The sequence below is a fragment of the Laedolimicola ammoniilytica genome, from assembly GCF_025567165.1.
Lineage (GTDB): Bacteria > Bacillota > Clostridia > Lachnospirales > Lachnospiraceae > Laedolimicola > Laedolimicola ammoniilytica.
Map to the genome: position 1 here is coordinate 37,204 of NZ_JAOQKC010000011.1, position 25,941 is coordinate 63,144.

39 protein-coding genes and 1 riboswitch are annotated in these 25,941 nt (G+C 49.4%); of the genes, 3 read left to right on the top strand and 36 right to left on the bottom strand.

The window, feature by feature from the left end; translation table 11 throughout:
* From rpsM to nikB, 36 genes are all read right to left on the bottom strand, one after another.
* Nucleotides 1–369, bottom strand: coding sequence for a 30S ribosomal protein S13 (rpsM, locus tag OCV63_RS09370; protein WP_158363568.1), 369 nt, complete (start codon nucleotides 367–369; stop codon nucleotides 1–3).
* Between the two features lie 222 nt (nucleotides 370–591).
* Nucleotides 592–705: a 50S ribosomal protein L36 gene (gene rpmJ, locus OCV63_RS09375; RefSeq protein ID WP_003497809.1), complete on the bottom strand. Its 114-nt coding sequence runs from the start codon at nucleotides 703–705 to the stop codon at nucleotides 592–594.
* 249 nt (nucleotides 706–954) lie between these two features.
* A complete protein-coding gene (argH, locus tag OCV63_RS09380; protein WP_158363569.1) occupies nucleotides 955–2,340 on the bottom strand; it encodes an argininosuccinate lyase in 1,386 nt (461 codons plus the stop codon).
* A 124-nt stretch (nucleotides 2,341–2,464) separates the two neighbouring features.
* On the bottom strand, nucleotides 2,465–2,683 hold the full coding sequence (gene infA / locus OCV63_RS09385; RefSeq protein WP_158363570.1) for a translation initiation factor IF-1: 219 nt from the start codon (nucleotides 2,681–2,683) through the stop codon (nucleotides 2,465–2,467).
* On the bottom strand, nucleotides 2,661–2,939 hold the full coding sequence (locus tag OCV63_RS09390; RefSeq protein WP_158363571.1) for a KOW domain-containing RNA-binding protein: 279 nt from the start codon (nucleotides 2,937–2,939) through the stop codon (nucleotides 2,661–2,663). Before OCV63_RS09390 ends, infA begins: the two co-directional genes overlap by 23 nt.
* Nucleotides 2,940–2,955: 16 nt before the next feature.
* Nucleotides 2,956–3,711: a type I methionyl aminopeptidase gene (gene map, locus OCV63_RS09395; RefSeq protein WP_158363572.1), complete on the bottom strand. Its 756-nt coding sequence runs from the start codon at nucleotides 3,709–3,711 to the stop codon at nucleotides 2,956–2,958.
* 2 nt (nucleotides 3,712–3,713) lie between these two features.
* The gene (locus tag OCV63_RS09400; protein WP_158363573.1) at nucleotides 3,714–4,358 is read right to left on the bottom strand and encodes an adenylate kinase; all 645 of its coding nucleotides are present in this window, start codon (nucleotides 4,356–4,358) and stop codon (nucleotides 3,714–3,716) included.
* A gap of 219 nt (nucleotides 4,359–4,577) precedes the next feature.
* Nucleotides 4,578–5,894, bottom strand: a complete 1,317-nt coding sequence (secY, locus tag OCV63_RS09405) for a preprotein translocase subunit SecY (RefSeq protein ID WP_158363574.1) — start codon at nucleotides 5,892–5,894, stop codon at nucleotides 4,578–4,580.
* Nucleotides 5,894–6,334 (bottom strand): 50S ribosomal protein L15, encoded by a 441-nt coding sequence (gene rplO / locus OCV63_RS09410; protein ID WP_158363575.1) that lies wholly within the window; start codon nucleotides 6,332–6,334, stop codon nucleotides 5,894–5,896. The genes secY and rplO overlap by 1 nt, the downstream gene beginning before the upstream one ends.
* Nucleotides 6,335–6,362: 28 nt before the next feature.
* Complete coding sequence (gene rpmD / locus OCV63_RS09415) at nucleotides 6,363–6,545, bottom strand: 50S ribosomal protein L30 (protein WP_158363576.1); 183 nt, start codon at nucleotides 6,543–6,545, stop codon at nucleotides 6,363–6,365.
* Nucleotides 6,546–6,558: 13 nt separating this feature from the next.
* On the bottom strand, nucleotides 6,559–7,068 hold the full coding sequence (gene rpsE, locus OCV63_RS09420) for a 30S ribosomal protein S5 (RefSeq protein WP_158363577.1): 510 nt from the start codon (nucleotides 7,066–7,068) through the stop codon (nucleotides 6,559–6,561).
* A gap of 20 nt (nucleotides 7,069–7,088) precedes the next feature.
* Nucleotides 7,089–7,457 carry a 50S ribosomal protein L18 gene (gene rplR, locus OCV63_RS09425; RefSeq protein ID WP_158363578.1) on the bottom strand — a complete coding sequence of 123 codons (369 nt, stop codon included), beginning with the start codon at nucleotides 7,455–7,457 and terminating at the stop codon, nucleotides 7,089–7,091.
* Between the two features lie 17 nt (nucleotides 7,458–7,474).
* Nucleotides 7,475–8,014, bottom strand: a complete 540-nt coding sequence (gene rplF, locus OCV63_RS09430) for a 50S ribosomal protein L6 (protein ID WP_158363579.1) — start codon at nucleotides 8,012–8,014, stop codon at nucleotides 7,475–7,477.
* A 205-nt stretch (nucleotides 8,015–8,219) separates the two neighbouring features.
* The gene (gene rpsH / locus OCV63_RS09435) at nucleotides 8,220–8,627 is read right to left on the bottom strand and encodes a 30S ribosomal protein S8 (RefSeq protein WP_158363580.1); all 408 of its coding nucleotides are present in this window, start codon (nucleotides 8,625–8,627) and stop codon (nucleotides 8,220–8,222) included.
* Between the two features lie 173 nt (nucleotides 8,628–8,800).
* Nucleotides 8,801–8,986 carry a type Z 30S ribosomal protein S14 gene (locus OCV63_RS09440; protein ID WP_158363581.1) on the bottom strand — a complete coding sequence of 62 codons (186 nt, stop codon included), beginning with the start codon at nucleotides 8,984–8,986 and terminating at the stop codon, nucleotides 8,801–8,803.
* A gap of 17 nt (nucleotides 8,987–9,003) precedes the next feature.
* A complete protein-coding gene (gene rplE, locus OCV63_RS09445) occupies nucleotides 9,004–9,543 on the bottom strand; it encodes a 50S ribosomal protein L5 (RefSeq protein WP_158363582.1) in 540 nt (179 codons plus the stop codon).
* A 23-nt stretch (nucleotides 9,544–9,566) separates the two neighbouring features.
* Nucleotides 9,567–9,878, bottom strand: coding sequence for a 50S ribosomal protein L24 (gene rplX, locus OCV63_RS09450; protein WP_158363583.1), 312 nt, complete (start codon nucleotides 9,876–9,878; stop codon nucleotides 9,567–9,569).
* A gap of 11 nt (nucleotides 9,879–9,889) precedes the next feature.
* Nucleotides 9,890–10,258 (bottom strand): 50S ribosomal protein L14, encoded by a 369-nt coding sequence (gene rplN, locus OCV63_RS09455; RefSeq protein ID WP_158363584.1) that lies wholly within the window; start codon nucleotides 10,256–10,258, stop codon nucleotides 9,890–9,892.
* Nucleotides 10,259–10,276: 18 nt separating this feature from the next.
* The gene (gene rpsQ, locus OCV63_RS09460) at nucleotides 10,277–10,531 is read right to left on the bottom strand and encodes a 30S ribosomal protein S17 (protein WP_158363585.1); all 255 of its coding nucleotides are present in this window, start codon (nucleotides 10,529–10,531) and stop codon (nucleotides 10,277–10,279) included.
* A gap of 21 nt (nucleotides 10,532–10,552) precedes the next feature.
* Complete coding sequence (rpmC, locus tag OCV63_RS09465; protein WP_158363586.1) at nucleotides 10,553–10,756, bottom strand: 50S ribosomal protein L29; 204 nt, start codon at nucleotides 10,754–10,756, stop codon at nucleotides 10,553–10,555.
* Nucleotides 10,746–11,183 carry a 50S ribosomal protein L16 gene (rplP, locus tag OCV63_RS09470; RefSeq protein WP_158363587.1) on the bottom strand — a complete coding sequence of 146 codons (438 nt, stop codon included), beginning with the start codon at nucleotides 11,181–11,183 and terminating at the stop codon, nucleotides 10,746–10,748. The genes rpmC and rplP overlap by 11 nt, the downstream gene beginning before the upstream one ends.
* Nucleotides 11,183–11,839: a 30S ribosomal protein S3 gene (gene rpsC, locus OCV63_RS09475; RefSeq protein ID WP_158363588.1), complete on the bottom strand. Its 657-nt coding sequence runs from the start codon at nucleotides 11,837–11,839 to the stop codon at nucleotides 11,183–11,185. Before rpsC ends, rplP begins: the two co-directional genes overlap by 1 nt.
* Before the next feature lie 10 nt (nucleotides 11,840–11,849).
* Entirely contained in the window at nucleotides 11,850–12,236 is a 387-nt protein-coding gene (rplV, locus tag OCV63_RS09480; RefSeq protein WP_158363589.1) for a 50S ribosomal protein L22, read from the bottom strand.
* Nucleotides 12,237–12,268: 32 nt separating this feature from the next.
* A complete protein-coding gene (rpsS, locus tag OCV63_RS09485; protein ID WP_158363590.1) occupies nucleotides 12,269–12,547 on the bottom strand; it encodes a 30S ribosomal protein S19 in 279 nt (92 codons plus the stop codon).
* Between the two features lie 12 nt (nucleotides 12,548–12,559).
* Nucleotides 12,560–13,402 (bottom strand): 50S ribosomal protein L2, encoded by an 843-nt coding sequence (rplB, locus tag OCV63_RS09490; RefSeq protein WP_158363591.1) that lies wholly within the window; start codon nucleotides 13,400–13,402, stop codon nucleotides 12,560–12,562.
* A gap of 179 nt (nucleotides 13,403–13,581) precedes the next feature.
* The gene (gene rplW / locus OCV63_RS09495) at nucleotides 13,582–13,881 is read right to left on the bottom strand and encodes a 50S ribosomal protein L23 (RefSeq protein ID WP_158363592.1); all 300 of its coding nucleotides are present in this window, start codon (nucleotides 13,879–13,881) and stop codon (nucleotides 13,582–13,584) included.
* On the bottom strand, nucleotides 13,881–14,501 hold the full coding sequence (gene rplD, locus OCV63_RS09500; RefSeq protein ID WP_158363593.1) for a 50S ribosomal protein L4: 621 nt from the start codon (nucleotides 14,499–14,501) through the stop codon (nucleotides 13,881–13,883). Before rplD ends, rplW begins: the two co-directional genes overlap by 1 nt.
* A gap of 26 nt (nucleotides 14,502–14,527) precedes the next feature.
* Nucleotides 14,528–15,163 (bottom strand): 50S ribosomal protein L3, encoded by a 636-nt coding sequence (rplC, locus tag OCV63_RS09505; protein ID WP_158363594.1) that lies wholly within the window; start codon nucleotides 15,161–15,163, stop codon nucleotides 14,528–14,530.
* Between the two features lie 59 nt (nucleotides 15,164–15,222).
* Entirely contained in the window at nucleotides 15,223–15,540 is a 318-nt protein-coding gene (gene rpsJ / locus OCV63_RS09510; protein ID WP_087157539.1) for a 30S ribosomal protein S10, read from the bottom strand.
* A 342-nt stretch (nucleotides 15,541–15,882) separates the two neighbouring features.
* Nucleotides 15,883–17,232: an MATE family efflux transporter gene (locus tag OCV63_RS09515; RefSeq protein ID WP_158363595.1), complete on the bottom strand. Its 1,350-nt coding sequence runs from the start codon at nucleotides 17,230–17,232 to the stop codon at nucleotides 15,883–15,885.
* Complete coding sequence (locus tag OCV63_RS09520) at nucleotides 17,219–18,208, bottom strand: M14 family metallopeptidase (RefSeq protein ID WP_158363596.1); 990 nt, start codon at nucleotides 18,206–18,208, stop codon at nucleotides 17,219–17,221. Before OCV63_RS09520 ends, OCV63_RS09515 begins: the two co-directional genes overlap by 14 nt.
* Nucleotides 18,209–18,229: 21 nt before the next feature.
* Nucleotides 18,230–19,090: an oligopeptide/dipeptide ABC transporter ATP-binding protein gene (locus tag OCV63_RS09525; protein ID WP_317245870.1), complete on the bottom strand. Its 861-nt coding sequence runs from the start codon at nucleotides 19,088–19,090 to the stop codon at nucleotides 18,230–18,232.
* Between the two features lie 91 nt (nucleotides 19,091–19,181).
* Nucleotides 19,182–19,964: an ABC transporter ATP-binding protein gene (locus OCV63_RS09530; RefSeq protein ID WP_158363598.1), complete on the bottom strand. Its 783-nt coding sequence runs from the start codon at nucleotides 19,962–19,964 to the stop codon at nucleotides 19,182–19,184.
* Between the two features lie 30 nt (nucleotides 19,965–19,994).
* Nucleotides 19,995–21,581, bottom strand: coding sequence for an ABC transporter substrate-binding protein (locus OCV63_RS09535; protein WP_158363599.1), 1,587 nt, complete (start codon nucleotides 21,579–21,581; stop codon nucleotides 19,995–19,997).
* Complete coding sequence (gene nikC, locus OCV63_RS09540; RefSeq protein ID WP_158363600.1) at nucleotides 21,578–22,417, bottom strand: nickel transporter permease; 840 nt, start codon at nucleotides 22,415–22,417, stop codon at nucleotides 21,578–21,580. Before nikC ends, OCV63_RS09535 begins: the two co-directional genes overlap by 4 nt.
* Entirely contained in the window at nucleotides 22,414–23,358 is a 945-nt protein-coding gene (gene nikB, locus OCV63_RS09545) for a nickel ABC transporter permease (protein ID WP_262670768.1), read from the bottom strand. The genes nikC and nikB overlap by 4 nt, the downstream gene beginning before the upstream one ends.
* Before the next feature lie 94 nt (nucleotides 23,359–23,452).
* Nucleotides 23,453–23,671: riboswitch (cobalamin riboswitch) on the bottom strand.
* A gap of 181 nt (nucleotides 23,672–23,852) precedes the next feature.
* Between nikB and OCV63_RS09550 the strand changes: the two genes are divergently transcribed.
* From OCV63_RS09550 to OCV63_RS09560, 3 genes are read left to right on the top strand one after another with little or no spacing between them, the layout of a single operon-like run.
* Nucleotides 23,853–24,602, top strand: coding sequence for a threonine/serine exporter family protein (locus OCV63_RS09550; protein ID WP_178039258.1), 750 nt, complete (start codon nucleotides 23,853–23,855; stop codon nucleotides 24,600–24,602).
* Nucleotides 24,603–24,617: 15 nt separating this feature from the next.
* Nucleotides 24,618–25,061 carry a threonine/serine exporter family protein gene (locus tag OCV63_RS09555; RefSeq protein WP_158363602.1) on the top strand — a complete coding sequence of 148 codons (444 nt, stop codon included), beginning with the start codon at nucleotides 24,618–24,620 and terminating at the stop codon, nucleotides 25,059–25,061.
* Nucleotides 25,045–25,923, top strand: coding sequence for a class I SAM-dependent methyltransferase (locus OCV63_RS09560; protein WP_158363603.1), 879 nt, complete (start codon nucleotides 25,045–25,047; stop codon nucleotides 25,921–25,923). The genes OCV63_RS09555 and OCV63_RS09560 overlap by 17 nt, the downstream gene beginning before the upstream one ends.
* Nucleotides 25,924–25,941: the final 18 nt, after the last annotated feature.

Sequence of the window (25,941 nt, forward strand, 5' to 3'; positions counted from 1 at the left end):
TTATTTCTTCTTATTAGCTACTGTTCTCTTCGGACCCTTGCGAGTTCTTGCGTTGGTCTTAGTCTTCTGACCACGAACCGGCAGTCCCTTACGATGACGGATACCTCTGTAGCATCCGATCTCCTGCAGACGCTTGATGTTCATCGCGATCTCACGTCTTAAATCTCCCTCTACCATGTAGTCAGCGTCGATTACTTCGCTGATTCTCTTGACTTCGTCGTCAGTCAGGTCTCTTACACGGGTATCCGGATTTACCTTTGCTGCTTCCAGAATCTTGGTTGCGCTTACGCGGCCGATGCCGTATACGTAAGTCAGGCCAATCTCTACACGCTTTTCTCTTGGTAAGTCTACACCAGAAATACGAGCCATTTGATTATTCCTCCATTTAATAAAAAATTGGGTTCCGGGCGTTTTTTAATAGGTGCCCGATGACACTTTCCTAAATGGGATGCGGTGTTCGCATCCAGCCGGATATTTATCCGACCTTTCAGATACTCTGCGGTACGCATTTCTCCGTTTTAAGCAATATCATTGTGAATAATCTCCTGCTCACAAATATATATGAAACGAGATTTATCACAATCTGCGGAATTAACCCTGGCGCTGCTTGTGCTTCGGATTCTCGCAAATTACTCTGATACTACCTTTTCTTTTGATGATTTTGCACTTCTCGCAAATGGGTTTTACAGATGATCTTACTTTCATCGTAAAAATCCTCCTTTCACATCTTTCGTTCTTCTTTACTCTTCCACAACTGGGTTTTGATGTGGAAAAATGCCGAAAAACAAGGCGTTTCTTGTTCCCGATCTCACGAATCTTCCAAAACCCGTTTCTTAAAAACAGGCGCAGAATCCCCGTGGAGATCATACGTCTAGTATGATAACACACGGGGATTCAGAATGCAAGTATTTTTTTATTTATGCTGCCAATTTTTTTCTTCTGTTTTCACTGCTTTTAGCGCTCCAGGCTGTTCAGCCACTGGCGGCCCACCTCGATCTGGCGGCGTACCTCGGACGGAGCGGTTCCGCCGAAGGATACCCGGGCGTCTACGCAGGTTTTGATGCTGATATCACCCAGCAGCTCTTTGGTCACGCGACTGTCGATGGCCTGCAGATCCTCGTCGGTCAGATCCTCGAAATCGCAGCCCTTGTTCTCGCAGGCCTTTACCATATGACCTACGATGGAGTGCGCCTCACGGAAGGGGATGCCCTGCTTTGCGAAATGCTCCGCGATATCCGTAGCGTTCAGGAAGCCCTTACTGAGCTGCTTCTCGATCTGATCCATACGGAACTCGGTCTTGTCCAGCATCTTCGCGAAGATGTCGATAGTAGCCTTCCAGGTGTCGATGGCGTCAAAGACGCTCTCCTTATCCTCCTGGAAATCCTTATTGTAGGCCAGGGCAGTTCCCTTCATGACGGTCAGAAGCTGCATCAGATCGCCGTATACACGGCCTACCTTGCCACGGATCAACTCGGCCATATCCGGATTCTTCTTCTGGGGCATAATGCTGCTTCCGGTGCAGAAGCTGTCGTCGATGGCGATATAAGAGAACTCCGAAGAATTCCACCATGCGAACTCCTCCGCCCAGCGGGACAGATGCATCATGGAGATGGACGCGTCGCTTAAAAACTCCAGGCTATAGTCACGGTCGCTGACGGTATCCATGGCATTTTCAGTGGGCGCTTTAAAATGAAGCAGCTCACTGGTCAGATGACGGTCAATGGGCATCGTGGTTCCGGCCAGGGCGCAGGCTCCCAGCGGATTGTAATTCAGACGCTTCACCGTATCCATCAGCCGCTCGATATCCCGCTTGAACATCTGGAAATAAGCCATGAACATGAAGCCAATGGTAATCGGCTGCGCATGCTGCAGATGGGTAAAGCCCACGGTAATCTGATCCGCGTACTTCTCCGCTTTCCCCAGGATCACGCTCTCCAGATAGCAGAGGCTGCTCAGAATCTCATAAATCTCTTTTCGCAGGTACAGGCGGATGTCCACCTGGCACTGGTCATTGCGGCTTCTGGATGTATGCAGCTTCTTACCCACATCTCCGATACGCTCGATAAGCCGGCTCTCGATTCCCATATGGATATCCTCGTCATCCACGTTGAATACGATCTTGCCCTCCGCAATATCCTGACGAATCGCCTTCAGGCCCGCGATAATCTGCTCCTTCTCCTCCTCGGACACGATGCCCTGCTTTCCCAGCATGGTCACATGGGCAATACTGCCCTCGATGTCCTCATTGTACATTCTCTGATCAAAAAAAATAGATGCATTGTATTTCTTTACAATATCATCCATATCTTTTTCAAATCTTCCGCCCCACAGACTTGCCATTTGTTATCACTCCTTTTGTGAATCTGCATTTACAGTTAAGTTTTTCTTTTCATTGAATAATCAAACAGACCCTCTGCCTGTGATATTTTTTCACAAACAAAGAGTCTGCTCTGTGAATTCTCTCTTATTTATCTCTCCAGATGATACGTCCCTTGGACAGATCATACGGGGACATCTCAATCGTTACTTTGTCACCCGGCAGAATCCGGATAAAGTTCATGCGGAGCTTTCCGCTGATGTGGGCGAGAACCTGATGTCCGTTCTCCAGCTCTACCTGAAACATGGCGTTCGGCAGCTTCTCCACTACTGTTCCTTCGATTTCAATTACATCTGCTTTTGACATCTTCTTCCTCCTTTTCGTGCAGCCTGATGGCCCGCTTTACGTCAACATCGGTTATTTTCGTCAGGTCCCGGCCTTCGGGTGTCCTGTACATGGGCTGAATATGCTTTTTCTTCTTTTTTTTCGGGTTTGACATGGGACGTAACCGTCCGTCTGTCAGATATACATATTCGCCTTCTGTTCTTAATATGATATATAATTTACCTTTATCATGTCCGGCCTTTGATCTGGCGAACATTCCAATTTCCACTCTTTCCATAGACTTCTCCACAGGCTTACAGTGTCAGAGTCAAAATTTCCGGCTCACCCTCGGTAATCAGGATGGTGTTTTCGTAATGAGCAGAAAGGGAACCGTCATCTGTAACTACAGTCCAGTCGTCGTCCAGCCATGCGACCTCCCAGGTGCCCGCATTGATCATGGGCTCGATAGCCAGGGTCATACCCGGCACCAGCTTGATGCCTCTGCGGTGCTGACGGAAGTTGGGAATCTGCGGATCCTCATGCAGATGCTCGCCGATTCCATGGCCGACCAGATCACGGACTACTCCGTAACCGAACTGGTCAACGTAATCGTTAATTGCTGCTGAAATCTGGTGAAGATGATTTCCGGCCTTTGCCATTTTGATACCTTCGAAGAAGCTCTGCTTCGTCACGTCCATCAGCTTCTGTGCCTCCGGTCTTATTTTTCCTACCGCATGGGTCCGGGCCGCGTCAGAGTGATAACCCTTATAAATCAGGCCTGCGTCCAGACTTACGATGTCACCCTCCTGAAGGATTCGATCGTCCCTGGGAATTCCATGTACGACCTCGTCGTTGACGGATACGCAGATAGACGCCGGATATCCGTTATAGTTCAGGAAATTGGGAATACAGCCTCTCTCCCGGATAAGCTTTTCGCCCAGACGGTCGATGTCAAGGGTGGAAATGCCCGGCTTTACAAAAGCCGCAAGCTCGTTGTGAACCTCTTCCAGCAGCTTGCCTGCTGTGCGCATCAATTCGATTTCTCTGGCAGATTTAATTGTAACCGACATAATTACGCTCCTAAAATCTTAACAATGGCGTTGAACACGTCTTCCATACTCTGAGTTCCATCCACCTCTGCAAGCTTGCCCTGCCTGGTGTAATACTCGATCAGCGGCTGAGTCTGATTGTGATATACATTCAGACGGTTCTTTACGGTCTCCGGCTTATCGTCGTCCCGGAGAACCAGCTTCTCACCGCAGCGATCGCAGATGCCCTCGACCCTGGTCGGAGCATATACAATATGATAAGTGGAACCGCATGCCAGGCAGGCTCTCCGGCCGCCCATACGGTTGATGATATTCTCATCCGGTACTTCCACGTTGATTGCGTAGTCAATGGTTTCGCCCTTCTTCGCCAGCGCTTCCGTCAGTGCCTCTGCCTGCGGGATGGTACGGGGGAAACCGTCCAGCACGTAGCCGTTCGCGCAGTCCGGATTCTGGAAGCGATCCATGATCAGCTCCAGCGTCAGCTCGTCCGGTACCAGCTGTCCCTGATCCATATAGGACTTTGCTTTCTTACCAAGCTCTGTGCCTTCCTTTATATTTGCTCTGAAAATATCACCCGTGGAAATATGCGGAATCTGATATTTTTCAGCTATCTTCATCGCCTGTGTGCCCTTTCCGGCACCCGGTGCTCCTAACATGATGATTTTCATAATGTTACTCCTCTTCTTAAAATGCGCTGTTCGCATTTCCTCTGCAAATTGCCACAAAACTTCCGAAAGCCTGTACGGAAACGGGTCCCGCACAGGCCGGAAGTTTGTTACTGTTCACTTCGTTCACAGTAACACGCTTGCATAACTCGGGATTTTGGCATATTCATGCCAAAACACCTCGCGGGATAGCACTTGTGAACAGTAACAAAAGTTTACATATTAATCGTTCAAGAAGCCCTTGTAGTAGCGTACTGCCATCTGAGATTCGATCTGCTTGATGGTCTCCAGAACAACACCAACGACGATGATGATGGATGTTCCTCCGAAGGATACGCTCGCTCCGAATACTCCGTTAAAGAGAATCGGTACGACACATACAATAATCAGGCCGATTGCACCGACAAAAATGATGTAATTCAGGATTTTTGCCAGATAGTCTGACGTAGGCCGGCCCGGACGGATGCCGGGAATGAAGCCGCCCTGCTTCTTCATGTTATCCGCAATCTCCAACGGGTTGAAGGTAATGGATGTATAGAAGTAAGCAAAGAAGACTACCAATACAATATACAGCAGCAATCCCAGCGAATAAACAGGCTGCTGGGGATTACACCAGCTGCTGGAGCTTAAACCGGTGATAATCTTGCCGCCGATTCCGGTTCCTGCACTCTTTCCCATCAGGGCGAGAATGATTCCCGGAAATGACATCAGGGAGGATGCGAAGATGACCGGAATAACTCCTGCGGTGTTGACCTTCATCGGAATGTTGGTGCTCTGTCCGCCAATCACCTTTCTGCCCTGAAGCTTTTTGCTGTACTGAACGGGTATTCTACGCTCTCCGTCCTGAAGAATAATAACGAATACAACCGTTACAAGGATGACAGCTGCGATAATCACCGCTGCCAGCACTGCCATAGCCACGCTCTTGCCGCTCATGAACTTTGTATACAGCGCTACAAAGTCATCCGGCATACGGGAAACGATGTTGATCAGGAGGACGATAGAGATACCGTTTCCTACACCGTTCTGGTTGATACGCTCACCGACCCACATCAGGAATGCGGAACCGGCTGTCAGCGCAACCACTACGACCGCCATGTTGTACCAGGTTGCATTTTCCAGAAGACCCTGATTACCAAAACCTACGGTCATGGCAATACCCTCGATGAGAGCCAGCGCTACGGTTACGTAACGGGTGATATTCTGGAGTTTTTTCCTTCCATCCTCTCCATCTTTCTGCATTTCCTCAAGCTTCGGAATTGCAATCGTCAGGAGCTGGATGATAATGGAAGATGTAATGTACGGGTTGATACCTAACGCAAAAATGGACATGCTGGCCAGGGAGCCGCCGGTGAATGCATCCAGAAGATTGAATGCATCACCGGTCTGCGCTGCAAGCCAGTTCGCAAAGAATGTGCGATTCACGCCCGGTACCGGCAGCTGAGATCCCAGTCTGACTACTACAAGCATCAGAAAGGTATAAATCAGCTTCTGCCGGATATCCTTGATCTTAAATGCGTTCTGTAATGTTTTGAACATTAGATCACCTCTGCTTTTCCACCAAGAGCCTCAATCTTTGCTTTTGCTCCCTCGGAGAAAGCATTTGCCTGTACAGTGAGCTTCTTTGTCAGCTCGCCATTTCCAAGGATCTTAACGCCATCCTTCGGATTCTTAATGATTCCCTGCTCAAGCAGAGTCTCTACAGATACAACTGCATCGTTCTCGAATACTTCCAGAGCGCTTACATTGATTCCAACGATAACCTTGGAATTTCTGTTTGTGAAGCCTCTCTTCGGAAGTCTTCTGTATAACGGCATCTGACCGCCCTCAAAGCCCGGTCTCGGTGCTCCAGAACGAGCCTTCTGACCCTTATGACCCTTACCAGCTGTCTTACCATTTCCTGAACCGTGTCCACGACCTCTACGGAAGTTTCCGCTCTGCTTGGAACCTTCTGCGTACTGTAAATTAGATAAGTCCATTGTGACACCTCCTATTCCGTTATTATAATTAAATCTCTTCTACCTTTACCAGATGTCTTACATGCCAGATCATTCCTCTGACTGCCTCGTTATCCGGCATCTCAACTGTCTTGTTTACCTTACGAAGGCCAAGTGCCTCTACAGTTGCACGCTGCTTCGGGATGGCTCCGATCGGGGATTTTACCAATGTAATCTTTAACTTATCTGCCATTGTCCGTATCCTCCTAGTTCGTGATCTCTTCCACGGATTTGCCACGGTTCTTAGCAACTTCTTCCGGAGTCTTCAGTGCCTTCAGACCCTCGATGGTAGCCAGAACTACGTTCTGCTTGTTGTTGGAACCAAGAGACTTGGTACGGATATTCTTGATACCTGCAAGCTCCAGCACGTTACGAGCCGGGCCTCCAGCGATAACACCAGTACCTTCCGGTGCTCTCTTCAGCAGTACGGATGCGCTGCCGAACTTTCCGATATAATCATGTGTAATACTGTTGTTCTCGTCAATTGCAACGGTTACCAGCTTCTTCATGGCATCCTCTTTGCCCTTGCGGATTGCTTCCGGAATCTCAGTAGCTTTTCCAAGACCGGCGCCAACATGTCCGTTGCCGTCGCCGACAACTACCAGAGCGGTGAAACGCATGGTACGACCACCCTTGACAGTTTTGCTTACACGCTTAATTGACACTACCTTGTCAGTTAACTCAAGCTGACTCGGGTCGATAATCTCATGTCTCATCTGTCTTTTTCCTTCCTTTCCTAGAATTCCAATCCAGCCTCACGGGCTGCGTCTGCCAGTGCCTGAATCTTGCCCTGATAGATAAAGCCGCCTCTGTCAAAGACAACGGTCTTAATACCCTTTTCCAGAGCCTTCTCTGCGATTACTTTTCCAAGGTATGCTGCTGCATCAACGTTGTTGGTTTTCTCAAGCTCAGCCTTTACACTCTTTTCCATAGTGGATGCTGCTACCAGAGTATTTCCGACTGTATCGTCAATAATTTGAGCATACATATGATTATTGCTTCTAAACACAGCCAAACGCGGTCTCTCAGCAGTTCCGCTGATATGATTACGTAATTTTCTATGCTTATTTACGCGAACTTCGCTTCTTGACTTCTTACTAACCATTTTTATACTCTCCTTACTTATTTTTTACCAGTCTTACCGACTTTACGTCTGATAACTTCATCAGCATACTTGATTCCCTTGCCCTTATACGGCTCAGGTCTTCTCTTGTCGCGGATTTCTGCTGCGTACTGGCCAACCTTTTCCTTATCGATACCCTTAACGATAATCTTGTTACCATCTACTACAGCCTCGAGGCCTTCCGGATCGATCATCTCTACCGGATGAGAATATCCAAGAGACAGAGTCAGTTTATTGCCGGACTTCTGTGCCTTGTAACCTACACCGTTTACCTCAAGAGTCTTCTCATATCCCTCGCTTACGCCAACTACCATGTTGTGAATCAGAGTTCTTGTCAGACCATGTAAGGATTTCATCTTCTTCAGGTCATTCGGTCTTGCAACGACTACCTGACCATCTTCAAGCTTAATTTCCATCTCTGCGGGCAGTACTCTTACCAGTTCGCCCTTCGGACCTTTAACGGTCACCTTGTTGCCTTCCTCGATGGTTACTGTTACGCCAGCGGGAACGGCTACCGGATGTCTACCAATTCGTGACATGCCATTTACCTCCTAAAACTTAGATTTTCGGAGAAGCTGCTTTGGCTTCTCTGTTTTCAGTTGCATTGAGCACTTAGTGAGAGCGAGCCTTACGGCGACGCTCGAACTTAGTGCGAAAGTACACCCGGACACTTGGCGAGGTATTTTCGAGCCTAGTGACCGTGGTGTTTCCTATTGAAAGGTTCTCAGCCAACTACAGTACTGATTACCAAACAAATGCAAGTACTTCTCCGCCTACGCCCTGCGCGCGAGCTTCCTTGTCTGTGATTACGCCCTTGTTTGTGGAGATGATAGCAACTCCCAGGCCGCCCAGTACCTTCGGCAGCTCCTCTTTGTTAGCGTATACACGCAGACCCGGCTTGGAGATTCTCTTCAGACCGGAGATGATCTTCTCGTTCTTATCCTTACCATACTTCAGGGTAATGCGGATAGTCTTGAAGTTTCCATCTTCTACGAGATCGTATTTTGCAATGTATCCCTCGTCTACCAGAATGTTCGCAATTGCGATCTTCATCTTGGAAGCGGGTACATCAACAGTATCATGTTTAGCGGTGTTTGCATTACGGATTCTTGTAAGCATATCCGCGATGGGATCATTCGTTGTTAATGCCATGACTTGTTCTATACCTCCTATTCTTGTTCACACAAACGGTAACATGGTAACACCATGTTCACTAAGTTCAAGCTTCGCCTACGGCTCGCTTTCACTAAGTGTCCAGGTGGGCTTTCACACTAAACTCAGGCTGCGCGCTATGCGCTTGCCTTCGTCAAGTGTTCAATGCCTGCCTACCAGCTTGCTTTCTTAACGCCAGGGATCTGGCCCTTGTATGCTAACTCACGGAAGCAGATTCTGCAGATTCCGTATTTTCTCAGATATGCATGCGGACGGCCGCAGATTCTGCAGCGATTGTACTCTCTAACTGCGAATTTCTGTTTCCGCTGCTGCTTAACCTTCATTGCTGTCTTAGCCATGAAATTTTCCTCCTATCCTATTTTGTGAACGGCATATTGAATAATGTCAGTAACTCGCGGGCTTCTTCGTCAGTCTTTGCAGTTGTAACGAAGATAACGTCCATACCTCTTACCTTGTCTACCTTATCGTATTCAATTTCGGGGAAAATTAACTGCTCTTTGATACCCAGCGCATAGTTTCCGCGTCCGTCAAATGCGTTCGGGTTTACACCACGGAAGTCACGCACACGGGGAAGTGCCAGGTTGATCAGACGGTCAGCAAACTCGTACATTTTCTCGCCACGAAGTGTAACCTTGCAGCCGATTGCCATACCCTCTCTGATCTTGAAGTTCGCAACAGAGTTCTTTGCTCTGGTCAGAACTGCTTTCTGTCCGGTAATGGTCTCCATATCCTTTACAGCAGATTCCAGAACCTTCGCATTGTCCTTTGCCTCGCCTACGCCCATGTTGATGACGATCTTGTCGAGCTTCGGAACTTCCATAATGTTCTTGTATCCAAATTTCTTTGTCATTGCGTCTACGATTTCATTCGTATACTTTTCTTTCAGTCTACTCAACTTTCTGCGACCTCCTTCCTTGATTAATCAATTACTTCGCCAGTTGCTTTCGCATAGCGGACTTTCTTGTCTCCATCCATCTTGAAGCCAACTCTTGTAGCTTTGCCCTTCAGGCTGTACATTACGTTAGACAGATCGATAGGAGCCTCCTGGTGAATAATTCCGCCATTCTGGTTTGCCATGGAAGGCTTGGTGTGCTTTGTAATCATATTAACGCCTTCTACGATTACAGTGTTGTTTTTATGATTGACGGCAATAACTTTGCCCTCTTTATCCTTGTCTGCGCCGGCGATAACCTTAACGGTATCACCTTTTTTAATCTTAACTGTAGACATTTGGCACCCTCCTATAATACTTCCGGAGCAAGTGAAACAATTTTCATAAACTGCTTTTCACGAAGCTCTCTTGCTACTGGTCCAAAAATACGGGTTCCTCTCGGGTTCTTGTCATCCTTGATGATAACTGCCGCATTCTCGTCAAACTTGATGTAAGATCCGTCTTTACGACGAGCGCCCTTTACTGTACGAACGACTACGGCTTTCACTACGTCGCCCTTCTTAACAACTCCGCCGGGTGTTGCATCTTTGACGCTGGCAACGATGATGTCACCGATGTTTGCATATCTTCTAGTGGAACCGCCCATTACGCGGATGCAAAGAAGCTCTTTTGCACCGGTATTGTCTGCCACCTTGAGTCTGGTTTCCTGCTGTACCATTCCGGTAACCTCCTTACCTTATTTCGCTTTCTCCATGATTTCAACGAGTCTCCATCTCTTGTCCTTGGACAGCGGTCTCGTCTCCATAACCTTTACGGTATCACCTACGTGGCACTCATTGTTCTCGTCGTGAGCCTTCAGCTTGTAAGTATCCTTTACAATCTTCTTGTACAGCGGATGCTTAACGTGCTCCTCAACAGCAACAACGATGGTCTTGTCCATTTTATCGCTTACGACCTTGCCGACACGTGTTTTTCTCAGATTTCTTTCCACGATAATTCTCCTTCCGCCTTATTACGCATTCGCCTTCTGCGCGATAACAGTCTGAATTCTGGCGATGTTCTTGCGAACTTCCTTAATTCTGCTAGTGTTATCAAGCTGATTGGTTGCGTTCTGGAATCTTAAGTTGAACAGTTCCTTTTTCGCAGCTACTAATTCCTCATTTAATTCCGCAGCAGATTTTGCCTTTAATTCTTCAACATACTTATTACTCTTCACTGTTATCACCGCCTTCTAAGTCTGCTTTAGAAACGATCTTACACTTGCAGGGCAGCTTGTGCATTGCAAGACGAAGTGCTTCTCTAGCTGTTTCCTCCGGTACGCCTGCAACTTCGAACATTACACGGCCCGGCTTAACGACTGCTACCCAGTACTCCAGTGTACCCTTTCCGGAACCCATACGAGTCTCGGCAGGCTTTGCTGTAACCGGCTTATCCGGGAAAATTTTGATCCAGACTTTACCACCACGCTTCATGTAACGGGTCATGGCAATACGGGCTGCCTCAATCTGGTTTGATTTAATCCAACACGGCTCTGTAGCGACGATACCGAACTCGCCCATGGTGATCTTGTTGCCTCTCAGGGCCTTACCAGCCATGGAACCGCGGAACTGTTTACGACGCTTTACTCTCTTCGGCATTAACATTATTTATCGCTCCCTTCCTTGTTTCCTTTCGTCGGAAGTACCTCGCCTTTGTAGATCCATACCTTTACGCCAATCTTGCCGTAGGTGGTATCTGCCTCAGCGAATCCGTAGTCAATATCTGCTCTCAGTGTCTGCAGCGGGATAGTTCCCTCGCTGTAAAACTCGGTACGAGCCATATCGGCTCCGCCAACACGGCCTGCAACAGCCGTCTTGATTCCCTTAGCGCCTGCCTTCATGGTTCTGCCCATGGTGGACTTCATAGCGCGGCGGAAGGACACACGGTTCTCCAGCTGAAGTGCGATGTTCTCAGCAACCAGCTGTGCGTCGCGGTCCGGTCTCTTAATCTCTTTGATGTCTACGATAAGCTTCTTATCGGTATACTGAGCAAGCTCAGCCTTTACCTTCTCAATCTCAGAACCGCCCTTACCGATAACAACGCCCGGCTTTGCGGTGTAGATGATGATCTTTACTCTGTCAGAAGCACGCTCGATTTCAATCTTTGCAACTCCTGCGCTGTAGAGCTTCTTCTTCAGGAATTTACGGATGTTGTAGTCCTCTACAAGATAATCAGCGAAGGAATCTTCTGCATACCATCTGGAATCCCAATCTTTAATAACGCCGACTCTGAGGCCGTGCGGATTAACTTTCTGTCCCATGCTTTACCTCCTATTTCTCATCAAGCACGATTGTGATGTGGCTCATTCTCTTCTCGATTCTGTAAGCCCGGCCCTGTGCTCTCGGTCTGATTCTCTTCATTGTCGGTCCCTTATTTGCGTAGCACTCTGCTACATAAAGGTTACTACGGTTCATTCCGTTGTTGTTCTCAGCATTTGCGATTGCTGACTTTAATAATTTTTCTACCAGAGTGGAAGCGTAACGCGGATTGTACATTACAATACCAAGTGCTGTCTCCACATCTTTGCCACGAATAGCATCTAATACGAAACATGCCTTCTGAACAGATACGCGAGCGTAGGAAAGCTTTGCTGACGGTCTTGTATCCTTCTGGGCATTTCTCTCTCTCTTAATCTGACTTCTATGTCCCTTAGCCATTGGATGAGTCTCCTTTCTTTCCTGATAAACGATTAACGCTTAGATTTCTTCTCGTCTTTTCCGTGTCCACGGTAAGTTCTGGTCGGAACGAACTCTCCGAGCTTATGTCCTACCATATCCTCTGTGATGTATACCGGAACGTGTCTTCTTCCGTCGTGAACTGCGATTGTATGACCAACCATCTGCGGGAAGATAGTGGAGCGGCGGGACCAGGTCTTAATAACGGACTTGTCGCCTGCTTCATTCATTGCGTCTACCTTTTTCAGTAAGCTCTCATCTGCAAATGGTCCTTTTTTTAATGAGCGAGCCATGTGTTTTCCTCCTTACTTGAATGTTCTGCCGTCTCTTCTTCTAACGATCAGCTTATTGGACTTCTTGTTCTTCTTTCTCGTCTTCAAACCAAGAGCGGGCTTGCCCCACGGTGTGCAGGGACCAGGACGACCAATACCGGTCTTTCCTTCTCCACCACCATGCGGATGGTCGTTCGGGTTCATTACGGAACCGCGGACTGTCGGGCGGATACCCATGTGACGCTTACGTCCAGCCTTACCGATGTTGACCAGGTTGTGCTCAGCATTTCCTACAACTCCGATAGTAGCTCTGCAATTTAAAGGAACCATTCTCATCTCGCCGGAGGGCAGACGAAGTGTTGCATACTTGCCTTCCTTAGCCATGAGCTGTGCGCTGTTTCCTGCGGAACGAACCATCTGTCCGCCCTTGCCCGGATGCAGCTCAATGTTGTGTACCTGTGTACCTACGGGAATCTCAGAAAGGGGCAGGCAGTTTCCTACTCTTACCTCAGCTTCCGGTCCGTTCATGACCTTCATGCCATCCTTCAGGCCCTGAGGTGCAAGGATATATGCTTTCTCGCCGTCTGCGTAGCAGATCAGTGCGATGTTTGCTGTACGGTTCGGGTCATACTCTACACCGATTACAGTTGCGGGGATACCATCTTTGGTTCTCTTGAAATCGATGATTCTGTATTTTCTTCTGCTTCCGCCTCCGCGGTGTCTTACAGTGATTTTACCCTGGTTGTTACGACCTGCGTTCTTGTTCAGAGATACAAGCAGTGCCTTCTCCGGCTCCTTCTTGGTAATCTCAGAGAAATCAGAACCAGTCATGTGTCTTCTGGAAGGTGTATATGGATTATATGTCTTGATACCCATTACATTTCTCTCCTTTCGTTCTGTTCAAATTATTAGTTGTCAGGCGGTTGGAGCCGCCTATAATGTGCGCGATTTGTCGGGGATGTTCGCTCAACTAGGCTCGGAAACACCTCGCCAAGGTTCGCGAACAGGGTCCGACTAAGGCTCAACTATCGCCTTCGGCTCTGTTTCGTCAAGTCTTATAACCCCTCGAAAATCTCGATATCTGCGCTCTCTGCGGTCAGCTGTACGATAGCTTTCTTAGCCTTAGCTGTCTTTCCTACTGCTGTTCCACGTCTCTTCTTCTTTCCGTCCAGGTTCATGGTGTTGACGCTCTTTACCTTTGTTCCGGCAAACATCTTCTCAACAGCCTCTTTAATCTGGGTCTTGGTTGCATCTGTGTGAACCAGGAAAGTATACTTCTTCTCGCCCATAGCATCCATGCTCTTCTCGGTGATAACCGGCTTCTGGATGACATCATAATACTTTACGTCTGCCATTATGCGTACACCTCCTCGATTGTTGCTACAGCTGCCTTGGTTACGATAACAGTGTTGTACTTCAGGATATCGAATACGTTGATGGTATTGGTCAAAGCAGTCTTAACTGTAGGAATATTTCTTGCGGATAATACTACGTTTGCATCGTTCTCGTTCAGAACTACCAGAGCCTTGGAAGCCTTCAGGTTGTTCATTACGTTTGCGAAATTCTTTGTCTTAACTTCGTCGAACTTCAGCTCGTCTACTACGATAAGCTTGTTCTCAAGAACTCTGGAGGTCAGAGCAGACTTAAGTGCCAGTCTCTTCTCCTTCTTGTTCAGACGAATGGTGTAATCTCTCGGTGTGGGTGCGAACACAACGCCGCCGCCAGTCCACTGGGGAGCTCTTGTTGAACCCTGTCTTGCATGACCGGTTCCCTTCTGTCTCCAGGGCTTTCTTCCGCCGCCGGATACTTCAGAACGGGTCTTTGCCTTCTGCGTTCCCTGACGCTTATTTGCAAGCTGCGCTACAACCGCCATGTGTACCAGGTGCTCGTTTACTTCCACACCGAATACAGCATCGTTTAAGTCGATTGTGCCAACTTCATTTCCTTCCATATTGTAAACAGATACTGTTGCCATCTGTAAGTCCTCCTTTCCGCTAAAGATTATCTGCTAACCTTTACTGTTTCCTTGATAGTAACCAGAGACTTCTTGGGGCCCGGTACTGCGCCTTTTACCAGAAGCAGATTCTTCTCTGCGTCTACGCGGACAACCTCAAGGTTCTGGATGGTGATCTTCTTGTGACCCATCTGGCCAGGCATTCCTTTTCCCTTGAATACCTTGCTCGGATCGGAGCAGGCACCATTGGAACCAGCATGACGGTGGAACTTGGAACCGTGAGCCATGGGTCCTCTGTGCTGACCATGTCTCTTGATAGCACCCTGGAATCCTTTACCCTTGGAAATAGCGGTTGCGTCAATCTTGTCGCCAGCGGCAAAGATGTCAGCCTTAATCTCCTGTGCCAGAGCGTAGCTCTCAGCATCCTCTAATCTGAACTCTCTCACATATCTCTTGTAAGATACGCCTGCCTTGTTGAAATGACCCTTCTGAGCCTTGTTCACCAGCTTCTCTCTCTTGTCTGTGAATCCGACCTGTACTGCGCTGTATCCGTCGTTCTCAACAGTCTTAACCTGAGTTACTACACAGGGTCCTGCCTGAAGAACTGTAACCGGTGTCAGCACGCCGTCTTCATTGAAAATCTGCGTCATTCCGACTTTTGTTGCTAAAATAGCTTTCTTCATTTCTTTTCCTCCTTATTTCTCTACAGCGGAACGCTAAAGCGTTCATTCTAGCTGAAGGATTACTTGTTTTTCATTTTGATGTCGATGTAAACACCAGCCGGCATCTCCAGTCTGGACAGTGCGTCTACTGTCTTCTGGGTCGGGGTAATGATATCGATCAGTCTCTTGTGAGTTCTCTGCTCGAACTGCTCTCTGGAGTCTTTGTACTTGTGTACAGCTCTCAGAATGGTAACTACCTCTTTCTTGGTGGGAAGCGGAACCGGTCCACTCACCTGTGCTCCATTCTTCTTTACAGTTTCGATGATCTTCTTTGCGGATGCATCCACCAGCTGATGGTCATACGCTTTCAGTGTGATTCTCATTACTTGACTTGCCATAAAAAAAGTCGCCTCCTTTTCGTACTTTTAAAGACCAGTACGACAAGCGGTGACTGTACACTCTCCCGTGTGTGTCCCAACTCTGAATTCGAACAACACGTTGTTTCCATGGCTCTGCATGGACAGTTATTTTGTACAGTGACTTGTCGCCAGTTTCCTAACTTGACATTCGCTCCACGGAAAACCTGCCTCATGGGCAGCAACCTCACGCTTCACAGCTATCAATGTCACAACAGTTGCAATTATACAGGAAGTTTCGGGGAATTGCAAGGTTTTTTTCAAAAAAAGTGGAAGAAAAGTTTTTATAAATTTCACAAACTTTCCGCCCACTTTTTAGTGATTTTAACCAATTTCCAGTTTCCAGTTTTTATTCTGCCGCCAATACATCACGCCCAGGCAGACAGCCGTAGTTATCCAGGTAATCGGATAGATTCCGGCCACTCCTTCCGCGCTGTGATAATGCCGCATCAGGAACCAGAGACTCAGCATACGGATTCCGCACATATTTACAAGGATAACCGCCATCGGCCCCATTGTTTTTCCCGTTCCCCGCAGCGCTCCGGAAAAACCCTCCAGAAATACATATATAAAATAGAAGGGAAAGGTTACCTGCGCAATGCGGATTCCCAGCTCTATCACTTCCGCATTTTGGGAAAACAGGCTGAATACACCATATCCGTGCGTTAGAAGGAGCGTGCTTATGGTCACGGTAACAAGGATTCCCATCAGAATGCTGACTCTCGTTCCCTTCCGCATTCTTTCCCATTTTCCCGCTCCGTAGTTCTGTCCGCAGAACGTTGTGTTGGCCTGTCCAAACGCCATGATGGGAAGATATACAAAATTTTCCACCTTAAAATAAGCAGTGAAGGCCGCAATGCTTACGATTCCGAGGCTGTTGATCTGCGCCTGGACAATCAGGTTACTCAGCGTAATCACCATAGACTGAATTGCCGCCGGAATCCCGATTTTCAGGATTCTTCCGCAGACCTGCTTCTTAAGCGCAATATCCCTGATCCGCAACCGGCATTCGAAATCCGGCTTCATCAGATGGCCTACTGTAAATACAGCCGCCATCATCTGCGATACCAGGGAGGCCAGCGCCACTCCTTCCACTCCCATGTGCAACACGCACAGGAAGAACGCGTTTCCCGCCACATTGGCAATTCCGCCTATCAGCTGATAATTCATCGGCGAGCGCGAATTTCCGAAGGCTCTTAAGATTCCGGAACCGATATTATAAAAAACCATGGGGAGCATACTGAGAAAATAAATTCTGATGTAGGCAACGGCCAGCTCCATAATATCTTCCGGCGTATTCATCAGACGCAGCACAGCCGGCGTGAGAAATATCCCGAACAGAATCAGCAGGGCAGAAGCCGCCAGCGCCAGTCCCGCCGCGCAATGAATCAGATCATGCAGTTCTTTCTGATTTCCTGCTCCGTACGCATGGGATACCGACACGCTTACTCCCACGCTCATTCCGGTAAAGAAGCCCAGAACCAGGGTAATCAGAAGACTTCCCGCGCCGACGGCTGCCGCCGCGTCCGTGCCCAGAAGCCTTCCCACAAAAATCAAATCGACGGTATTATACAGCTGCTGAATCAGGCTGCTTCCCAGAAACGGCAGCGCAAATAAAAGCATTCCTCTGCCAATGGCTCCCTGTGTTAAATCTCCCCGCTCAGCCTGCCTCATCTGCTATCATATACTCCCTTATTCCATACGCGACCAGGGTTGTGCCTTCTTCCACAGATAAACCTGTATTATAATAGAAGACAACCCCATCCTCTTCCGCGTAATACTTCTTGATTACCTCTCCGTAAAAATCCGTACAGTACCCCAGAAGCTCTCCCCTGGCTACTTCCATATTTTCATGGAGATCCGTATGCCAGATTCCCTTCGTATCGGAGGTAAGATAGATGGTTCTGGGAACTACCGTTTTTTTACACACCGGTTCCTCTGTATCAACATCACCATACATTTCCAAATGCTTCAAAAGCAGGAAAATGTCTCTGTAATAAGCGTCTACCCACTCCTTTTTGCAGAATCCGCCATATCCCCGTTCTACCAGAAGTCCGGGAACCTTATGATAATTCGCGGCGTAAGAATACTGCCCAGCCGTAGCCGTCGAAGCTATCAGCCACGGGATATCCAGGGCGCGCGCCGCAGCCAGCGCTTCCTCCGTCACAGCCTCCGCCAGCGGATAGAAGAGGCAGGGCGTCAGGGGCTCCTGCTGCCCCCCGGAATGCATATCCATCATAAAATCAATCTCATCGAAAAAATTGCGCACAAAATAATCCGCAATCCGTTCTCCCGTGGTTCCGCCCTCTTTTCCCGGATACTGTCCGTTCAGATTGAAATCGTCCTCCGGAACCAGACCAAAGGTTCTCTTAAAAAATCCGCTGGTATTGACACAGTGAATAAAAATCAGGTTTCCGTTCAGCTCCTCCGGCTGAATCTCCCCTGCCGCCCGTATCACGGCGGGAATAGCCGGGTATTCTCCCGCATGGATCCCCGCTGTAATCAGAACGGTCTTTCCTTTTCCGCAGCCGCAAATCAATGTCGCCGGCATGGGATACATTTTTTCCTCTCCTGCTTCTTCCACCGGGATTTCTATCGTCACTCTTCTTTTTTCTCCCGGCTGTAAAGAAAATCCTGCAATCTTCCACATGATATGGTCCTCTCTTTCTTGTCATGCATACAGATGACAGGCAATCCAATGCCCTTTCTCCACCTCCCGGAGCTGCGGCCTCTCCGCAGCGCAGATCTCCATGCATTTTTCACAGCGGTTCCGGAACGGACAGCCTGTCGGACGCTCCAGGGGGCTTGGAATCTCGGAATCCAGGCTTTCTATCTCTTTTTCAAAATCCATATCCAGAGAAAATACCGCGCTTTTTAACGCCTCTGTATAAGGGTGGCAGACGCCGCGGCCCAGCTTCTTTCCTTCCGCAAGCTCCACCACAAAACCCAGATACATAACTGCCGTTCTGTGGGAGACGGAACGGATCAGCGCCACGTCATGGCAGATGAAAATAATCGACGTATGCTTCTCTCTCTGAAGCTTTACCAGCAGCTCCACGATACTTTTCTGAACCGATACGTCCAGCGCCGATGTGGCTTCATCGCAAATCAGGATTTCCGGCTCCAGGGCCAATGCGCGCGCAATCGCCACACGCTGCTTCTGGCCGCCTGACATACTGCGCGGATACCGCTCTGCAAATTCCTCCGGAAGCTCCACCATCTTCAGAAGCTCCCGCGCCTTCGCCTCTTTTTCCGACGGTTTTATCAGCCCATAATTTTCCAGCGGTTCGCACAAAATATCCTTTACCTTCATTCTGGGAGAAAATGAGTCCGTCGGATCCTGAAATACCATCTGAATATGACGGCGCATTTTCCGCTTTCTCTCCCCCTTCCAATCCGCGACATTTTCGCCGAACAGGAGAAGCTCCCCATCGGTAGGCGGCTCAAGCAGCGACAGCACGCGCACCAGCGTACTCTTGCCGCATCCGCTTTCCCCGGCAATTCCAAGGGTCTCGCCTTCATAAAATTTCAAAGATATATCGTTGTTTGCGTACAAAGGGCGTCCGTCGGGGGCTGTAAATATCTTATTTAAATGACGAGTCTCCAAAATTGGTGTTTTTTCCTTACACATAGCCTTCTCCATACATATTCGGAACCGCAGCCAGCAGTTTTCTGGTGTATGCGCAGCCCGGCTGCTCCAGTATTGTCTTCCGGTCTCCCTCTTCCACAATCCTTCCATTCTGCATAACCACAATCCGATCCGACATATATGCCGCCACGCCCAGATTATGGGTTACCAGGATAATGGAGGTTCCGTGATTTTTCCGCAGCTCCATCATCTGGCGCACGATCTGTGCCTGTGTCGTCACGTCCAGGGCAGCCGTGGGCTCGTCGGCCAGCAGCAGCTCCGGCTCAAAGGTCATGGCCATGGCGATTCCGACCCTCTGACGCATACCGCCGGACAGCTGGAAGCTGTAGCTCTTCATAATGCGCTCCGGCTCCGACAGCCGCATGGCTTCCAGCATGGCCACCGCCTTTTCTTCCGCCGCTTTACGGCCTAGCTTTTCATGCTTCTGAATGTATTCTATATACTGCGAGCCGATTTTTCGTATCGGATTCAGCATGGCTCCGGAATCCTGGAAAATCATGGATATCCTGGATCCCCGGAGTTTCTGCATTTCCTTTTCGCTGTATTCAGGAAGAGACTTTCCCTCAAACAAAATATCGCCGGATACCAGCTCTCCTTCCTGTGGCAGAAGTCCCAGAATGGAACGTATCGCCGTAGTCTTTCCGCTTCCGCTTTCACCTACCAGGCTGATAATTTCCCCTCTCTTCATGTGCAGGGAGAAATCCTGCAAAAACGGCTGTCCATGATATGCAACTGTTATGTTCTCTATATCCAGCATGGGAAAGTCCCCTTTTCTATATATTCTTCTTTATGACGCCGGTGTGATATCCTTTGTTACCCAGTAGTAATCGCACACATAGCTGTGAACGCCTTCCACGGAAGCCGCGGAGCAGAGATTGAAATTATAGGCGCCGCTGCAGATGGTCGCCACATCCTCCATCAGGATTTCCTGCATCTGTGTAAAGATTTCCGTCCGCTTTTCCATATCAAATTCGCCAATCAGCTGTTCATACAGCGCGTCGTATTCTTCATTATGATAATTTCCGTAATTAAAGCTTGTATCGGTAATCTTTCCGTACCAGTGCTTCAGGAAGTTCTCCGGATCTCCGGTAGGTGTGGTTACTTCATTGTTGAACATCAGATCAAAGCCCTGGGATACCCGCAGGTCTACCACATTTTCCGGCATGGAAATGGTGCTCTTGATTCCGATTGCTTCCAGCTGAACCCCATACGCCTGCGCAATTACGTCCTGCTGACGGCTGGTTGTCGCTACAATACTGATGTCGATGTTTTTGCCGTCCAGTTCGCGGTATCCGTCTCCATCGCCGTCTACGATACCGGCCTCGTCCAGCATAGCCTTAGCTGCCTCCGGATCATAGCTGTACGGGTTATCCAAATCATAGCCGGGCACCGGCGTATTATTGGTGTAAGTATAGGAGCCGCCTGTGGATACATCACACACGGTCTGACCGTCAATTGCCGTCATCACTGCTTTTCTCAGAGTATCATTGCCCAGTACTCCGTCAAAATTGATAAACCAGTTGCAGACACGGTTTCCACCGGTGACGTCAATCTGATAATTTCCTGCGTTCTCCAGAACCGCTCTGTCAGACGCCGCAATGTTGATTCCCATGTCGGCAGAACCGTCCTGCAGGGCCATTGCGCGGGCAGAAGCCTCCCCGAGCTTCATGACATTGACCGTCTCAAAGGGTACTTCACCGTCCCAGTAATTGTCATTTTTTACCAGCTGGATATCATGCTCCGGATCGTTGGATACAAAACAGTAGGGTCCTGTACAAATCGGTCCGTCCGCAGCGATATCGCGATCCGCAGAGCCAGCCACATCGATAATGCCATACCAGGGATACGCAAGGCAGCCCGGCAGGTCTACCGTCGGCTCACTTGTTACAATCGTCACAGTCCAGGCTTCATCGTCCGCGCTGATACTGCTATATGTGAAATAATTCCAGGGGTTTCCATTTCCGCCCTTATTGGGATCGGTCACATCAAATAATCTCTCCAGGGATTCCTGAACCTTCGTCGCTGTCATCGGCTCTCCATTGGAGAAGGTTACATTTTCTTTCAGCTTTATGGTCCAGGTCAGCTGATCGTCCGCTACAGACCAGTCTTCTGCCAGCCACGGCGACACGGTGCCGTCGTCCTCAAAGCGGGTCAGCGTTTCCAGCGCGCCCCAGCGCATTACAAACCAGCTGTTCCACTCATCTGCCGGATCCAGGGTTGCGCTGGTCAGCTCTGTCGCCACATTCAGCTGTGTTTTCGCGTTTCCTCCGTCTGCCGCTGCTTTCTGCTCTGTTCCTGCGCTGCCGCCGCATGCTGTGATACTGCCCGCAAGGCACAGGCTAAGGGCAAGGGCAATCAGTTTTTTTCCATTCATGTTCTCTTTCTCCTCTTCTTTCTTCGTTTTTCTGTTGCATTTGGATCTATCATATCTCTAATACAGTCACCCCAGAGATTAAAGATGACTACCGTAATAAAGACCGCAAGTCCCGGACAAAACAGCAGCCACGGGCTGCTCAGTATATAAGTTCTTCCCTCGCTCAGCATATATCCCCACTCCGGTGTGGGGGGCTGGATTCCAAACCCAAGGAAGGACAGGCTTGCCAGCGACAGCATGATGGTGCCGATATCCGTCGCCGCCGTAATGATCATCGTGGGAAGCGCGTTGGGCAGCATATATCTCATAAGGATTCTGCTGTGTCTGGATCCTGAGATTTCCGCCGCGGATATATAAGTCCTGTTCCGTATCTTCAACACCAGGCTTCTGGAAAGTCTGGCGTATCTGGTCCAGCTTACCGCCGCGATTGCAATCATGGAATTTTTCAGGCTTGGCCCAAGAATTCCCGCGATTGCCATAGCCAGAATCAGATCCGGGAAGGCGATCATCATATCGCCCACTCTCATGATTACCGCGTCTGCCACGCCGCCGAAATACCCTGCTATGATTCCAAGAAAGGTACCCACAACCAGGATTACCGCCACCAGAATCAGTACGCTGTATACACTGGTGGTCGCCCCGCAGATCACCCGGGAGAACACATCCCGTCCCAGCGCGTCGGTTCCAAAATAGTGTTCTTTTCCGGGCGCCTGGAACGCGTCGCTCAGTGACGCGCTCAACGGATCGCAGGGAACGATTTTGTCTGCCAGGAACGCCACTGCCAGAATAAGGAAAACCAGAATGGAAAGCACCGCAAATCTTGTATTCTTTTTCATCCGTTCTCCCCCTCCCTGGTCCTCGGATCAATATAATGATAGGATATATCCACCAGCAAATTTACTACCATATAGATCAGGGCTATCCATAATACGAAGCCCTGGATCAGCGGATAATCCCGCGCCTTTACCGCTCCCACCGCCAGGATACCCAGTCCCGGATAGGAGAAAATAATCTCCACCACTGAAGTTCCTCCGAGAAGTGATCCAAAGGATAGCCCCAGCATGGTAACCAGCGGAAGCATGGCGTTGGGAAGAACCTGGCGGAACAGTATTTCCCACTGATTCATTCCCCGGGCTCTCGCGCCTGTCACGTAATCCTGGTGCAGCTCCTCCAGTACCGCCGTGCGCACCTGTCTGGAATATTTGGAGGCCATGGCAATGGCCAGCGTGATGCCCGGCAGCAGCATCTGTTCCATTCCGACGGAGCTGCTCGCCACCTTTACCAGTCCCAGCTTCAAAGCGAAGACATATAATAAGATCAGGCCAATCAGGAAGCCCGGAAGCGAAATACCCAGAAAAGAAAGAAAGCGAACGATATAATCCGCTATCCCGTCCTGTCTGACCGCCGAAAGGATTCCAAGGGGAACCGAAACAATTAACATCAGCCCCAGGGAAAACAGGGCCAACCGGAACGTTGCCGGCAGCCTTTTCATCAGCAGCTCCAGTACCGGGGCGCTTTTACTGAAGGAGGTTCCAAAATCTCCGTGAAAAATACCGCCTATCCAGTCCACATATTGCTGTAAAAAGGGTTTGTCCAGTCCCATGGACTGCCTGGCCTGCTCCAGCATTTCCGGACTCGGGGTAATTCCCAGGGAATCATACATGGCTGTGGCCGGATCGCCCGGCGCAAGGTAGGTTAATAAAAAGGTCAGAAAGGAAATGCCTATCAGCACTACGCACATCTGGATAAGTCTGGATACGAGCCTGTTCTTTTTCACTGTTTTCCTCCGTTTCAGCAATAAAAAAGCCATGGATGTTTTTGCATCCATGACCGATTTTACATGGGAAATAAGCCTTCGCAAATAAATCGTTCGCTAAGGTTGCTGCATAGCAGTTCTCCTGACTCACATATTCAGGGAAGAAGCCCAGCGAACTCTCCTCGCCTTCTCAGGTTTACCCCAATGGCGGACTTTCATCTAAGGATCATTCTTTATGTATACAGTGGCGGTACCGTCCATGATTTCCACATGATTCTCTATTCTTTATCAGCCGCCGTACGCGACTGACAACACTATGCCCATTTATTTTACTTGATTCCTCTATATCTGTCAAGATTTTTCCATTTTTTGTCTTCCGGTAATTCAGCCTGTCCCTTCGGAAACAGGAATTATTTCTCTTTCTGTCCATACTTTCCTTGACCCGCTTCTCTTACATAGGTATAATGGGCATAGATTATTCTCAATACAAAATCAGGTATAAGGAAATCAGACAAATGGATTACAAACTTTTACTCGACACCGCCGTCATGGCGGGGGAGCTGATGCTGGCCAACGGGGCTGAGACTTACCGGGTGGAGGATACCATGCACCGGATGCTTTCCCTGTCGGGACTGAAGACCGCCGAGGCTTTCGTGATGGTGACCGGCTTTCTGGTGACTCTGGACGACCCGTCCATCCAGTCCATGACGGTGACCCGCCGAATTCAGAGCCGGGGGACAAACCTGAGCATCATCGACGAAATTAACAGTATTTCCAGAGGTCTCTGCGGCGGGGAGCTTGAACTAGAGGAAGCCTTCCGGCAGATAAAAAAGCTGAAAAAGGAACCGCACCCTCCCCAGGCCTTTCTGCTGGCCAACGCAGGCGTGGCCGCGGCCTTTGCACTGACCTACGGCGGAACCTGGCAGGAGGCCTTTGTGGCGGGTGTGGCCGGATTTTTCATGGCCATCTGCCTGTATCTGTGCAGCTGCATGAAGCTGCCCTCCTTCTTCGGAATCCTGCTGAGCGCTGTGGTAATCTCATTGTTCGCAGGCGGACTTCTGAAGTTTCTTCCTATTATAGGGAACCTGGATTCCATCATCATCGCGGCCATCATGCCCCTGGTTCCCGGCGTGGCCATCACCAACGCGGTCTTTGACACCCTGCACGGGGATTATATCTCCGGCTCCGCCCGGATGATGGAGGCCTTTGTGGTCGCCGCCTCTGTAGCTATGGGTATTGTCATTGGACTTCGTTTCATTCAGTAAGGAGGAAAGGCTTTTATGCTGATTCAGGTTATAGGCGCGTTTTTTTCCGTTGTGGCCTTTTCTTTTCTGCTGCACGTACCGCGCAAATATATCATCTGGGCCGGTTTCACCGGCGCGGTGGGCTGGTGGCTATATCTGGTTCTTATGGACCTTCAGTTTTCCATGGCTGTGGCCACTTTCCTGTCCGGGTGTCTCATTTCCCTCTGCGGACAGTTTTTTGCAAGAATTTTAAAGACTCCGGTCACCATTTTTGTTATTCCCGGCATTTTGCCGCTGGTGCCGGGCGCCGGTATGTTCCGGATTGCCCGCTCCGTCATCCGTTCCGACGGAATGACCTCCCACCACGTTACCCAGACGCTGATTGTGGCCGGAATGATTGCCCTGTCCCTCATGGTGGTGGACAGTGTTTTCCGATTATTTTTTAAGAACAAAGGAGATTGTCATGTGGATCGCCAATAACTGGACTGATTATGAAATACTGGATACCTCGAGAGGAGAAAAGCTGGAACGCTGGGGCGACTACCTGCTGGTGCGTCCGGATCCCCAGGTTATCTGGGATACCGAACGGAAGGCCCCGGGCTGGAAGCGTATGAACGGCCATTACCACCGCAGCAAAAAGGGCGGCGGCGAGTGGGAGTTCTTCGACCTGCCGGAGCAGTGGACCATCCAGTATCCTCTCTGCCAGGGCAAGAATACCTTAACATTCAATCTGAAGCCCTTCAGCTTCAAGCATACAGGACTGTTCCCGGAGCAGGCTGCCAACTGGGACTGGTTCGGCGAGAAAATCCGCAATGCCGGACGCCCCATCAAGGTACTGAATCTCTTCGCCTACACCGGCGGTGCTACCCTGGCTGCTGCTGCCTCCGGAGCTTCCGTCACCCATGTGGACGCTTCCAAGGGCATGGTAGGCTGGGCAAAGGAAAACGCCCGCTCCTCCGGACTGGGCGAGGCTCCTATCCGCTGGATTGTAGATGACTGTGTAAAATTCGTGGAGCGGGAAATCCGCCGCGGCAACCATTACGACGGCATCATCATGGATCCTCCTTCCTACGGCAGAGGGCCAAAAGGGGAAATCTGGAAAATCGAAGAAGCCATTCACCCGCTGATCCGCCTCTGCTCCCAGCTTTTGAGCGACGATCCGCTGTTTTTCCTGGTAAATTCTTATACCACCGGATTGGCTCCGGCGGTGCTGACCTACATGATTGCCACGGAACTGAAGAAATATAACGGCACTGTCGATTCCCAGGAGGTAGGGCTGCCCGTCACCGCATCCGGACTGGTGCTGCCCTGCGGCGCAAGCGGACGCTGGGAGAAGAAATAGCTTTTTACAAAGTCAATG